Here is a 13,497-nt window from a genome sequence, read left to right as displayed (position 1 = left end):
ATAGCCTTTTGAACGTTGCGCAGCAACGGCCCGAAGGGTGAGCCACGAAGTGGATCATCAACTGCCAGGCATCAAATTAGTAGAAAGCCCTGTACTGACGTACAGGGCTTTTTGCTATGGGAAATTTGGTGGTTTTTGTTCGTTATTTGTCCTGCCATCAGGAACTTATTGCCTTGTTGCGGTCTGCCAGAACTTCTGTCAGTTATGCGTCAGATGATAAGCACTATAGCCGACAGCGGCACCTGCAATATCCCAGCTAAAATCTTTCCAGCTCCACCCACTCCCGCCATCACGACTGTCATAGAGTTCTTTGGCTGCGCCGAGGCTCACTGAAAACAACAGTCCGAATGACCGGTTGCGTGCTTCACTCCATCCCTGATGATCGCCATAGGCTGTACTCGCGGCGGCCAACACGGCAGAGCCTACGAAGTGTTCGGCCTTGTCTTTGCCTGTCCATTGATCATTCGCGAAATGCGTACACCCGCTGCATCCTGCTATCAGGACAATGCAAAGCGGCCTGATAGCGAAAGATAACTTCTGAGTCATAAGGAAGAATTCCGGATAAAAAAAAGCCCGATCACGATGATCAGGCTTTCAGTATAGCCAATTACAGAATTCGGCTGATGAGTCTGTCGATTCTTATCCGCCGTAAGCGCCGGATAAGCTTACGAACTTTGACCGGATAATTAGGAATACTTTCCAGTTCCATATAATGTGAAACCACGTGCGTATGCTGCCGAATTTCTTCCAGCTCTTTATTGCGCTCAACGGCCATTTCTTTATGCGGATCGTGGATCAGGATGGCATTCTCAAGATCCAGACGCCAGGCGCGGGGATTCAGGTTATTACCGGTAATCAGTTGCCAGCGGTCATCCACCCAGATGCCTTTCAGGTGATAACTGTTTTCGCCGTCTTTCCACAGACGGACAATCAACTGTCCGCTGTCAACGAAACGCTGTAAACGACTCAGGAATCGACGCAGATTAATCTCATACAAATAGGGTAAGGCGCCGATGATTTTGAATGGCTGATCCTGCGGAATATAGAAATCGTTCGCGGTTTTATCACCCACGATAATTTCCACCTGCTTACCACGGCGCAGAAGATGAATAATGTTGCGCGCCAGCATCGCAGGCATATTAAAGTACGGTGTACATAGCGTCAGCTTATGATCCGTGCTGGCCATAAGATGATGGATAGTCCGGTTAAGCTCATTTTGTTTGCCCAGACCAACGATTGGCGTGACGGCCAGTTCATCGTTACCGGCGTTGTCTTTAAAGTGATAGCCACTGGTACGCAGGGTCTGGCGGAACTGACGTGTTTCGTTCTTAATCTCAATGCTTTTTGGGCGATCTTCACGATCGAGCCGCTGCACGGCAGCTGCCGTCAGGATCGACTTCTTCATAAAGTCGATCATCGTGTTGGCCAGCGCGTTATTCGTCAGCAGCTGATACCGGTCATAACGATATTTTTCATGACGATGTAGGTAAACGTCATTAAGACTCGCACCGCTGTAAATGACCTGATCATCGATAACAAAGCCTTTGAGGTGCAAAACGCCCAAGGCTTCACGGGTATTTACAGGTACGCCATAGACCGGCACAGAAAGCCCGGGGCGCTCTTTCGCCATACGACAATACCAGTCAGCATTGGTATTTGCCGCCGCAGCGCCGATACGACCACGCTGAGCGCGGTGCCAGTCAACCAGCACGCAAATCTCCAGCTCAGGGCATCGCTGCTTGGCATCATACAACGCCGACAGTACATCGCGACCGCCATCATCGTTCTCAAGATAGAGCGCGACCAGATAAATCCGTTGGGTGGCGTTAGAGATGGCTTCGAGCAGCGTCGTACGGAAATCTGTCGGACAGTAGAGCGTTTTTACAGCATCAACTGTTTGGGGGAGTTTTGGCAGTTGAGCAAGGTGTTGTTGATGTTTATTACGTTTAAATTTTGACAACATCACAGTGCGCTTCTTCTCTCTTCATGTAATGGCTTTAGCGGCACAAACAGATACAGGTGACCGCACAATCGGTCGATAATACCATTAGTCCTGTCTGATGTGCGCAACTTTTGCCTGTTCATCGCGCAGGCTCACGGTTTTCTGCTACAAAATTCGGGTCTTTTCCAGCGTCAGGGAGAGGTTCACAATACCGTCCTGAATCTGAATGTCGACGTCAAACCCCAGCTTTCTGGCCAGCGTAATCATGCCGCGATTGTTAGGCATGGTTATTCCGGTCAGACGTTGCAGCCCGTGCTCTGCGGCGTAATTGATCATCTTATCCAGCAGGCGTCTTCCGAGTCCTAAACCTTTCAGGTCAGAGCGAACCAGAACCGAGAATTCGGCGTCAGTATTATCGGGATCTGAAACCGCTCTGGTGACACCAATAATTTCACTTTTATCATTCACATTATGAATGGCCACGAACGCCATTTCGCGGTCATAGTCGATTTGCGTCATATTCGCTAAATCTTCATGCGTGAATTCGTTGATCTCACTGAAATAACGATAGTAGAGATCTTCCTTCGTGACTTTGAGGATAAACGCTTTAAGCAGCGGTTCATCTTCCGGGAGTATCGGACGGAACAGTGCCAGCGACCCGTCTTTCAGTATAACGCGCTCTTCCAGTTCACGCGGATAAGGACGGATTGCCAGTCGTGAAGGTGCACCGGGCTGCTGCGCCGAAAGCTGCATTGAGACATCGAGCAGGCTGAGTTCATTGCCGGAAACCAGCAAAGGATGAATATCCAGCCGTTCTATTTCTGGGCAATCGATAATCAGGTTAGACACATTCACCAGCAGCTGACTGAGTGCCGGGATATCGAGGGGATGCAGCGCATTGCGACCGCGAATTTTGCCACTCTTGAGTGCCTGAACCACCTGATATCGCGCCAGCGTCATGTTCAGCGGCGGCAGGGAAATCGCTGCCTGTCTTTCCGGAAGCCAGTCAGTACCGCCCTCGGCCAGCATAATCAGCGGGCCAAATACCGGATCCTGTTCGACCACCACGCGAAGTTCCTGTGATCCTGGCCGGTTGGCCATGGTTTGCACCAGCAGTCCCTGAATTCTCGCTTGCGGAAATGCCTGTCTGGCGCGGTCAAATATCGCATTCGCGGCCTGTTCCACTTCACTGGCGGTGCGAAGATATAACATCACTCCCTGTACTTCAGAATTGTGCGGGATGTCAGGAGAACGCAGTTTCAGCGCCACCGGATAGCCTACCTGACTGGCGATATTCACTGCTTCAACGCTGTCGCTGGCTATCCATGTTGGCAGCACATTCATTCCGTACGCCTGCAAAATTGCTCGCACCTCATGGGTATCGAGCTGCGTGGTGCCTTCCGCTAATGTCCGGGCAATCAGCCGGTGCGCCTGATCGGTGTTTTGTTCAAGGTCTGCCGGCAGTGCCGGCGTTTCTTTTAGCTGCTTCTGGTTCCTGCGATATTCCACCATGTGCATAAACGCCGTCACCGTACCTTCCGGCGTGCGGTAAGTCGGGATCCCAGCTTCAGTGAAGAGTTTACGGGCTTCCTGCGACGAGAATTCTCCACACCAGTTGGTCAGCAAAGTGATGTATTTACCTCGCGGATGCTGACGAACAGCTGCTATCAGCTGACTGGCTGTCAGGGTGCCGTGCGCAGCAGCGCTTGGGGCGTGGATCACCAGCAGTGCGTCATAATCCGTGCTGTCGAGCAGAGCGGTCATTACTGCCTGATATAGTTTTGGTGTGGCATCGTCGCGTAAATCTAACGGATTGGCGGCGGTAATCGCTTCTGGCAAAACAGCACTCAGGGCGTGACGGGTTTCCTCACTGAGTTTCGCCAGTTTGCCGTTACGCGAAAGCAACTGATCCAACGCCATTGCAGCAGGGGCTGCGCCGTTACTGATGATAAGTAAGCGCTCACCACGCAACGGGCGCATATGGCTCAGCGTTTCGACAGCTGAAAAAAGCTCATGAGTATCCTGCACACGCAGCAAACCGGCGCGCTGGATAGCCGCATCATAGGCTGCATCCAGACTTAGCGGGCTGTTGAGCAATTGCTGGGCTTGTCCGCTGCGGCCACTTTTGATCACCAGAATCGGTTTATTGCGCGAGGCACTGCGTGAGGCGGAAAGAAAGCGCCGCGCATCGCTGATGTGTTCGAGGTAAAGAAGGATGGCGCTGGTTTTGCTATCGCGCGCAAGAAAGTCGAGCAGGTCATCGACATCAATATCCAGGCTATCACCCAGTGAAACGAAATAAGAAAAGCCCACGGCACGCTGTTGCGCCCAGTCGAGAATGGTATTGGCGACGGCCGCTGATTGCGAAATAAATGCCAGTTTACCAGGCAGGATGGGCACCGGCGAAAAGCTGGCATTCAGTTTTTGCCATGGAGCGAGAATACCGAGACTGTTTGGCCCGAGTAAACGCATCGAAAAGCGATGGGCACAGGTTTTGAGTTCAGCGAATTGCTGAGGTTTTGAGGAAAGCACAATCACTGTTTTACAGCCACGCTCGCCAAGTTGTTCCAGCAAGGCGAGATTGCGGTCAGCATGGGTGCAAAGAATGGCCAGATCCGGCGACATCGGCAGGGTCGCGACATCCGGCCAGGTCAGAACACCACACACGGCGCGATAAGCGGGCGTGACCGGCAGCACCGGGCCATTAAATCCGCTGTCGAGAAGATTACGCATCATCAGATATCCGGCGCGGCCCGGTTTATTACTGGCACCAATCACCGCGATAGATTCAGGTCGTAGCAGGGCTTCTAGTCCGCGCTGGCTCATCAGAACTCCAATCAATCATCCTGAACTGATTCTAGAGGTTTTCTTCGTTCTTTGCTGTGAGCTGATGCACCGGATGATGGGGTTTTCCGGCCAGATATTGGGTACGGAAATGAGTGAAGTGCCGTGACAAACCCGCAGATGCCTCGAAATCACCGGCTTTTTCCAGCAACGCAGCAGCCACTTCTACAGTGCAATGCAGTTCCGGGCGCGAGGCTTCACGCAGGATATAGCCTGAGCTGGCGCTTACATCAAGGGAGAATACCGGCAGATTATCCAGATACGGGCTTTTGCGAAACATCTTGCGCGCTTCGTTCCATGTGCCGTCGAGCATAATGAATAAAGGCGGTTTACTGCCTGCCGGTACTTCAGTAAATACCTGACGCGGGGGGGTGGCAAAAGAAGCCGGGAAGACCACGTAAGCCTGACGATCGGGGTCGGCAATCGCCTCCAGCAACGCCGGATCAGTTTGCGTACGTGACCACAGAAACGCCTGTGTATCGGGCAGAACGTCTGCGATTAACCGGCCAGTATTGCTGGGTTTCATCGGTTCAGTGTCAAACATCACCAGACAAAAACGGCTGGCGGCCTGATGGATTTCGCGTGTGGCGCAGATGCAGTTACGTGTGGGTAACAGGCAGGTCTGACAGCGAATGGCCCTGGATCCGCGCGCAAGGAAAGGGCGGGTAGACTGGGCTAAGCGCTGCTCACGCAGGCGAAGAACGGCGTTGTCTGACATAGGCATTCCGGTTAACGAAAAACGGCTATTCTAATCACCCGGTCAGGACAGGCAAGTGGCAACTGCGAATAACAGAAAAAGGCCCGTACAGTATGGGCCTTCGGCAGGGCTTTATAACGGCTTCTGCGTTACAATGATTCATTGAGCCAGTTGTTGAATGGAGCCTTAGGCATCGCTCCGCTCAACATATCGACCATTTTGCCTTCATTAAATACCATAATGGTCGGAATACTGCGGATACGGAACCGCGCGCTCAGTTCAGGTTCTGCTTCGGTATTAACCTTAATGAAACGGATTTTACCGGCACGTTCCTGAGCCACATCTTCAAAAATTGGCGCGAAGTTTACGCAAGGGCCACACCACGGCGCCCAGAAATCGATGACAACCGGCAAATCATCTTGCAGGTATTTGTCCAGGGTCGCGGCGGTCGCGTGAACCACATCGCCTTCAAAAAGTGCATGACCGCAGCGGCCGCATTTTGCGCCGTCGTCGATACGATCCTCAGGCAGGCGGTTGGTGGCCTGACATGATGAACAAACCGTATTCATAAAATAGCCTCTACATTGCTTAACGTGAGAAGGGTATCAACCACAAACTCGTTTTCACCCTTAAAAACGGTTAATAAAACGGCTGATATGTTACTTGTATGTTGTAAGTATGCGGGCGACACCTCACGTAAACAACGTGGTTTATTCAATGAATACGATAGTTTTAAGCTTTTGGTCCAAAGCCTGTGGCTTAGCTCACAGACATCAGGTAATCTTCGCGCCCTGCGCGTAGGTGGAGAGAAAAATGAACGATTCATTCAGTGGCAAGAACGGCAAAGTCAAAGTGATGTACGTCCGTAGTGACGACGACGGCGATAACCGCAATAACGATAAACGTCCTTCCAACAATAAAGGACGTCCGGGCGATAAACCTCGCCAGGGTTCCCGTCCAGACGATGCCCGCCGCAATGAGCGTCGTAGCAGCGATTCCCGTGGTGATTCCCGTGGCCCGGCTCCGCGTCGCGGCGACGATCGCCCGCGCCGTCCGGCTCGTGATGACGATGGCCCGTACTCTTCGCCGTGGAAAACGGTTTCACGTGCACCGGCAGATGAATCTGTTCCGGATCACGGTGGTATCAGCGGCAAAAGCTTTATCGATCCTGAACAGCTGCGTCGTCAGCGCCAGGAAGAAACCCGCGTGTATGGCGAAAATGCCTGTCAGGCGCTGTTCGCCAGCCGTCCGGACGCTATCGTCCGTGCATGGTTTGTTCAGTCGGTGACACCGCGTTTTCGTGAAGCACTGCGCTGGATGGCGGCAAACCGCAAAGCCTATCATGTGGTTGAAGATGAAGAGCTGGCGAAAGCGTCCGGCACCGAACACCACGGCGGCGTATGTTTCCTGATTAAAAAACGTCAGGGCTTGGATGCGGAAACCTATCTGCAATCTGCACCGGCAAAAGACTGTGTGCTGGCGCTGGAAAACGTCGGTAACCCGCACAACCTCGGCGGTATCATGCGTTCTTGTGCGCACTTTGGTATCAACGGGATGATGGTTCAGGATCCGGCTCAGCTGGAATCTGGCGCGGCAGTCCGTACTGCTGAAGGCGGCGCGGAACACGTTAAAGCCATCAGTGCGGATAACTTCCTTGAAGTGCTGGAAACCTTCCGTAACGCGGGATACACCATCGTCACCACGTCCAGCCATAAAGGTACGGCGCTGGGTAAAGCAGTATTACCGGCCAAAATGGTGCTGGTGCTGGGTGAAGAAAGTGATGGTCTGTCTGACAGCGCATGGCAGCAGGGCGACCTGAGCGTATCTATCGGCGGTACCGGTAAAGTGGAAAGCCTTAACGTTTCCGTTGCGTCAGGTATTTTGCTGGCAGAATGGTGGCGTCAGAACCAGGCATAATCGCCGGTTATCGCCATAAAAAACGGACGCTTAATGCGTCCGTTTTGCTTTCCGGTATTCAGGAATTGCCTTAATCAGTGTGCACCACCGGCACCCCCACCACTGCTGAATGGCGGACGGGCGAACCAGATTAAAATAAGCAACACCAGGAACGCACCGCCAGACAACCAGAAGATTTCATTGGCAGAGATGATAAGTCCCTGGTTGGTGATTTCCCTCGCTATCCAGCCAGATGCCTGCTGATGGCTCATGCCCATACCTTCCAGTTGCTGATACGTCTGCGTCGCAGCCGGATTATACGGCGTGATGTTTTCCGTTAACTGCGAGTGGTGCAGCGATTCACGGTTTGACCACATGGTGGTGGTGATTGACGTACCAATCGAGCCTGCCAGCGTACGGATAAAGTTCGACAAACTGGATGCTGCCGCCATGCGTTCAGGCGGTAAACCTGAAAGAATAATGGTCGTCAGCGGCATGAAGAAGCAACCGACCGCGAAGCCCTGAATAAACTGCGGCCACGCCGACGCCCCAAAGTCCATCCCCGGTTCGAACGTATACGCACGCCAGAAGAAGCAGTAGGCATACATGATAAAGCTAAAGGTCACCAGCTTTCGCATATCCAGCCGATGCGCAAAGCGCCCGATAATCGGTGACATCAGAACTGGCAAAATACCCACTGGCGCGGACGCCAGACCGGCCCAGGTGGCGGTATACCCATAGACCTCTTGCAATAACTGCGGCAGCAAGACAATTGCGCCGAAATAGAGCATGTAGGCCAGACTGATACACAGCACACCTATGGTGAAGTTTCGTGATTTAAACAGCGACAGATCGACTATCGGGTGGTCATCGGTCAGCTCCCACACAACCAGGAAGCACAACGCGACCACCGCCACGGCCGCAAGTACGATAATTTCCGTAGAGTTAAACCAGTCGAGTTCTTTACCCCGATCGAGCATCACCTGCAATGCGCCAATGCCCAGTACCAGCAGCACTAACCCCACACTGTCGATAGGCCTGATCTGCGTTGCGGTTTCGCGTCCTTTCAGCGTTTTCAGCGTCAGAAATACCACCACAAGACCGATCGGCACGTTGATAAAGAAGATCCATCCCCAGTGATAGTTATCACTGATATAACCGCCCAGGATCGGCCCGCAAATCGGGGCGACGATCACCGTCATCGACCAGAGCGCGAGCGCGGTACTTCGCTTGGCGGGAGGATAGTTATTGAGTAACAGACTTTGTGAGAGGGGGATCAGTGGACCTGCCACCACGCCCTGTACTACACGGAAGAAGATCAGCATTTCCAGGCTGTTGGACATACCGCACAGCCATGATGCAATCGCAAACAGCACCGTGGACCACAGGAAGAGTTTGACCTCACCAATACGTTTTGCCAGCCAGCCAGTGATCGGGATCGAGATGGCGTTTGCCACCCCGAACGATGTGATAACCCAGGTGCCCTGTGAGTTTGAGGCACCAAGATTCCCGGCGATGGTCGGGATCGCCACGTTGGCGATCGTCGAATCCAGCACCTGCATAAAGGTGGCCATAGACAAAGCCACCGTCATCCAGGCCAGCGGGGCGCCTACCAGCGGTTTATTTGCCACGAAGGTCTCCGGAGATTTTAGCCTGCATTAGCATGGATAACGTCAGCAATGATGGCATTGACCGGTGCCAGATCTATCGTAAGAGCTGAAGTCTGATACAACGGTTCGGTACGGACTTTATCCGCCAGCACCAGACCATCACGGTTCTGAGTATCAACGGTTACCAGTGTTGATAAACCGATACGCAGCGGATGTTCTGCCACTTCCTGATCGTTGAGTTCGATACGAACGGGCAGGCGCTGAACAACTTTGATCCAGTTACCTGTCGCATTCTGAGCCGGTAAAAGCGAGAACGCGCCACCGGTGCCCATATCCATACCCACCACTTTGCCGTGATATTTCACATCATCGCCATACATATCGCTGACCACGGTCGCCATCTGGCCAATACGCATATTCGCCAGCTGGGTTTCTTTAAAGTTGGCATCGACCCAGATGTGATGCGCCGGAACCACTGCCATCAGAGACGTCGTGGGGCTGATTTGCTGGCCAATTTGTACAGCGCGGCGTGAAACGAAACCGTCAATCGGGCTGCGCACTTTGGTACGTTGCTGGGCGAGCCATGCGTCACGCACCTCTGCGGCGGCCTGCAGCACCTGCGGCTGTTTATTGACCGGCGTATCCAGAATCATTGCATGATTGGCGTTGTATTGCTGAACGGCGATGTCGTATTGCGCTTTCGCAGTATCGACGGCATCACGGGCGTGCTGGAGTTCTTCACGACCAATTGCATCGACATTACCCAGAACTACGCGGCGCTTGAGATCCGTCTGAGCCTGTTGCAGCTGCGTCTGGCGCAACGCGATATTGGCCTGATACTGCTTGCCGTTGATGATTAACTGATGCGTCTGACGCACGCTGTTCGCCAGCGCTGTTTTAGAGCGCTCGAAAGCCTGCTCTGCATCGGTTGGGTCAATAGTCACCAGCACGTCGCCTTTTTTCACAAAGTCGGTGCTGTCGAAGTTGACGTCGGTCACGCTGCCCGACACCTGCGCCATAATCTGCACCTGGTTACCTGCGATATAAGCATCGTCGGTAGACTCGAAATGACGCAGTACCAGCAGCCAGTAGAACAGGTAGGCGATGGCGATAATAATGAAAATCCCGGTTAACAAGAGCAAAGCGACTTTACGCGTTTTTTTCTTATTTTTCGGAGCTTGCGGCGTTGCCTGAGTTTCGGCATTTGCGCTCATGGTCTTCTCCACACTGAGTCTTTTATTATGATTTTTGGTCCGCGGCCGGGGCCTGATAGCCACCCCCAAGCGCACGGATGAGACTGATTTTTGCCTGCATCAACTGACTACTGGCGTTGAGTTGCACCTGTTGTTGTTGCAGGAGCGCTGACTGGCTGGTTAACAGCTCATCCCGTCCGATGACGCCAGCGTTGTATCTTGCATCCGAAACGCGATACACCTCATCAAGCGACTTAGCGGCAGAAGATGCCTGCTGCAATTGTTCCGCGCTGCTTTTCGAGACTGTAATGGCATCCGCAGTTTGCTGGATGGCGTTCAGGATGGTCTGGTTATATGACTCAACAGACTGGTCATATAACGCGGACTCTTCGCCCAGTTTGGATCGCAGTGCACCGGCGTGGAAAATCGGCAGCGAAATGGCTGGCGCGATATTCCATGCCTCACTGGCTGCAGACAGAATATTGGGGCTGGTGCCGCCGTAGTTGGTGGTCGTCAGACCGCCAAAAGCACTGATGGAAAGGCTTGGATAGAACTCTTTTTTCGCTGCACTGACCCGCTGGGAATAAGATTCCACCAGATCACGTTGTGCCGCGATGTCAGGGCGTTTACCCAGTAAATCCAGCGTCAGTTCCGCCTTCGGTGCCAGAGCCTCTGCCGGTGGCAGCGCCACGGCATGCAGCCCGTTCATGGCATCCGGACCACGACCCGCGAGCGCAGAAAGCTGATGTCTCAGCTGTTCAGTTTGCGATTTAAGGTTGATGATTTGCTGTTTGGCACTGTCAGCCTGAGCCTGGGTTTGTTGCGGAATTTCAATACCATAGACACCGGCTTTATATTGCGCTTTACGCAAATCCGCCAGACGCTGGTTGTTATCCACTTCATGTTGCAGAACATCCTGCAAAGCAAGATTGGCCTGCAACTGATAATAGGCTGACGCTACCGAACTGGTCAGCGTCAGAGCGGCTTCTGCCTGTTCAGCACGGGCGGAATCTACCTGTGCTTTCGCGGCATTTACCTGATTGCGGTATTTACCCCACCAGTCAAACTCATAGCTCAAATTCAGCCCGAGGCTGTTGCTGCTGTCGAAAATCGGCGCCTGGGGATAACTTGTCAGGAACGGCGGGATCGTGTTTTTTGCTACACGTTCGCGTCGTGTCGAGGCATTGAGATCCAAATACGGGCCATTGGCGGCATCGGCTTCACCCATGACGCTCTGTGCTTCGCGCACGCGAGCGGCTGCCTGACGCAATGACGGCGAGTTTTGCAACGTCGTGGTCATCAGGTTATCCAGTTGCGGGTCATTAAGACTGCGCCACCACTGAGGGCCGAGGGTCAGGGAGCTGACTTTTGCCTGCTGCAGATGAAGCTGTTGCGTATCCAGCAGCGACGACTGAGGAGCAATATTATTACTGGAGGCGCAACCGGCCAAAATCAAAACGGCAAACAGCGGCGTAAGCCTCCAGCGAGCTTGGAGTGACATGTGTAGTTTACCTGAACAGAAATTTAGAATTGTTGTAGCGCTGTTGCATCCATCTGATCAAGGCGAGTTAACAGCTTGCGGGTCAGGGTTTCTAACTGCTTCTGTTCATCAGCGTCTAAAGTTGACCAGAGTAAATGCAGACTCTTGTGTTGAGGCGGAAGTAACTTCTGGATAAAGGCTTCCCCATCAGCTGTCAGGTGCAAATGCAGACAACGGCGGTCATTATCGCTCTCACGACGTTCAATCCATCCGCGTTTTTCCAGCTCATCCGCAATACGGGTGGCGTTAGTTCGGGAAGAACCTAAAGCAGAGCTTAGCTCAGAAGGCTGAATACTGTGACTTTCCTGCGCATCAAGGGTGAGTAACGCCATAAACAGCGTTTCATTAATCCCTTGTGCCTTCAGCATCTTATTGCGATTTTCAAGCAATTTACTTTGCATGTGCATACACAAACGGGTCAGCAAAATTTCCTGATAAGGGAAATCTTTTTGCTTTTTGGCCCGGAAATTTAACATGTTTTCAATTGGCGCGAACGAACTGTCCATATGAGAAGCCTCATTAGTTACAGGTGACATAGTAACGATGGTAATTAATAATATCAATGTCATGAATCACCAATTCTTTAGCAATTAGTGTGATTCATAACTCCAGTGAATTATTCAATGTTTAATGTATTAGGCAGAGTTTGCTCTGTTGTTACTCTGCGGTAAAAAATGGTCTTCAGCCTGCGGTCATCAGCATCACCTTAAACACCAGTCCGTACACCAGGGCACCGGTGAGAGTGGCGATAATGATGCTTTTGGTTCGCCAGAAAATCAGCGCAAGCAGAACAAAACCGGCCAGCGAAGGCAGCAGTTTTTGCTGATCACGCAAAATTTCCGGTGTACTTGAAACCACCAGCAGCGCGCAGATAGATGCGATACCGATGCTGTCGAGCACGCGGGACAGAGGGCCGCTTTTCGGCCCGGTTTTCTGCCTTGCGCCCATGCGCAAAGGCAAATACCGGAACAGGTAATTCACGGTGCCGACGAGCAGACAAACCAGAATGACATTAGTGCTCATCTGAGGTTATCTCCGTGGCGGAAGGGGATTGAGGGCGTTGCAGCAAGGCGGCAACGCAGCCGGCGGCCAGACCGCAGCCGATAGCGGCAGGAATCGACCAGAACAGGAGTCCGCCCAGCGCACCGGCCAGCGATGCGACAAACACCATGCTTTGCTGGCGCTTAAACGCTGCGAGCAAAAAACTCAGAAAAAGAGCCGGTAACATAAAGCCGAGTGCGGCTTCGACGGCTGGAAAATTTTCCAGCGGCCCGTTACCAAACAGCGCACCCACTGCCGTGCCGAATACCCATGAAAGCCAGGATGAAAGCGCAATGCCGCACATCCAGTTTTCGCTCCAGCTGCGTTTATCGCGGATAAGTTTGGCGGTGGCAGCGGCGAAAACTTCATCTGTCAGGCCAAATGCCCAGAGTGCTGTTTTTTTGCCATTGAGTTTTCCGACCAGACGGTTACGCAGCGACGGACCGTACAGCACATGCCGCACATCCATTGCCATGACAGTCAGGGCAGAAATCCACAGTGACATTCCGGCGCTGAGCAGCGCGGTGATGACAAACTGGCTGGCGCCAGCATAGATAAGAATTGAAAACAGGAGACTTTCAGCTGGGGTGAATCCCAGTTTTACGGCACTAAGGCCAAATGCAAAAGCGATGGGCAGATAGCCAATGACAATGGGCAGGCTATCGGTAATACCTTGTGTGAAAGTTGAAACACGGACGGGGTCGGGTGCTTCGAGATCTGGGTTGCTTTGCATG

General features: G+C 52.7%; 12 protein-coding genes. 1 reads left to right on the top strand and 11 read right to left on the bottom strand.

The window, feature by feature from the left end:
* Positions 1-198: 198 nt before the first annotated feature.
* From D5398_RS18790 to trxC, 5 genes are all read right to left on the bottom strand, one after another.
* A complete protein-coding gene (locus tag D5398_RS18790) occupies positions 199-546 on the bottom strand; it encodes a YfiM family lipoprotein (protein WP_120508987.1) in 348 nt (115 codons plus the stop codon).
* A gap of 61 nt (positions 547-607) precedes the next feature.
* Positions 608-1,963: a CDP-diacylglycerol--serine O-phosphatidyltransferase gene (gene pssA / locus D5398_RS18785; protein WP_120508986.1), complete on the bottom strand. Its 1,356-nt coding sequence runs from the start codon at positions 1,961-1,963 to the stop codon at positions 608-610.
* Positions 1,964-2,107: 144 nt separating this feature from the next.
* On the bottom strand, positions 2,108-4,768 hold the full coding sequence (locus tag D5398_RS18780; RefSeq protein WP_120508985.1) for a bifunctional acetate--CoA ligase family protein/GNAT family N-acetyltransferase: 2,661 nt from the start codon (positions 4,766-4,768) through the stop codon (positions 2,108-2,110).
* A 31-nt stretch (positions 4,769-4,799) separates the two neighbouring features.
* Positions 4,800-5,504, bottom strand: a complete 705-nt coding sequence (locus D5398_RS18775; RefSeq protein ID WP_120508984.1) for a tRNA-uridine aminocarboxypropyltransferase — start codon at positions 5,502-5,504, stop codon at positions 4,800-4,802.
* Between the two features lie 128 nt (positions 5,505-5,632).
* A complete protein-coding gene (gene trxC / locus D5398_RS18770) occupies positions 5,633-6,052 on the bottom strand; it encodes a thioredoxin TrxC (protein ID WP_015695963.1) in 420 nt (139 codons plus the stop codon).
* 244 nt (positions 6,053-6,296) lie between these two features.
* On the opposite strand from trxC, the gene D5398_RS18765 reads away from it, so the two are divergent.
* A complete protein-coding gene (locus D5398_RS18765) occupies positions 6,297-7,400 on the top strand; it encodes a tRNA/rRNA methyltransferase (RefSeq protein ID WP_120508983.1) in 1,104 nt (367 codons plus the stop codon).
* 74 nt (positions 7,401-7,474) lie between these two features.
* Here the strand turns inward: D5398_RS18765 and emrB are convergent, their stop codons facing one another.
* The 6 genes from emrB to D5398_RS18735 form a co-directional block, all read right to left on the bottom strand.
* Complete coding sequence (gene emrB, locus D5398_RS18760) at positions 7,475-9,010, bottom strand: multidrug efflux MFS transporter permease subunit EmrB (protein WP_120508982.1); 1,536 nt, start codon at positions 9,008-9,010, stop codon at positions 7,475-7,477.
* Between the two features lie 17 nt (positions 9,011-9,027).
* On the bottom strand, positions 9,028-10,203 hold the full coding sequence (emrA, locus tag D5398_RS18755; protein ID WP_120508981.1) for a multidrug efflux MFS transporter periplasmic adaptor subunit EmrA: 1,176 nt from the start codon (positions 10,201-10,203) through the stop codon (positions 9,028-9,030).
* Between the two features lie 25 nt (positions 10,204-10,228).
* Positions 10,229-11,683: an efflux transporter outer membrane subunit gene (locus D5398_RS18750; RefSeq protein WP_120508980.1), complete on the bottom strand. Its 1,455-nt coding sequence runs from the start codon at positions 11,681-11,683 to the stop codon at positions 10,229-10,231.
* A gap of 23 nt (positions 11,684-11,706) precedes the next feature.
* On the bottom strand, positions 11,707-12,228 hold the full coding sequence (gene mprA, locus D5398_RS18745; RefSeq protein ID WP_120508979.1) for a transcriptional repressor MprA: 522 nt from the start codon (positions 12,226-12,228) through the stop codon (positions 11,707-11,709).
* A gap of 175 nt (positions 12,229-12,403) precedes the next feature.
* Positions 12,404-12,745, bottom strand: coding sequence for an L-valine transporter subunit YgaH (gene ygaH / locus D5398_RS18740; protein ID WP_120134589.1), 342 nt, complete (start codon positions 12,743-12,745; stop codon positions 12,404-12,406).
* A complete protein-coding gene (locus tag D5398_RS18735) occupies positions 12,735-13,496 on the bottom strand; it encodes an AzlC family ABC transporter permease (protein WP_120508978.1) in 762 nt (253 codons plus the stop codon). Before D5398_RS18735 ends, ygaH begins: the two co-directional genes overlap by 11 nt.
* Position 13,497: the final 1 nt, after the last annotated feature.

It is taken from the genome of Rahnella bruchi (genome assembly GCF_003614975.1).
GTDB classification, from domain to species: Bacteria; Pseudomonadota; Gammaproteobacteria; order Enterobacterales; family Enterobacteriaceae; genus Rahnella; species Rahnella bruchi.
This window is presented reverse-complemented; position numbering and strand designations above follow the sequence as displayed.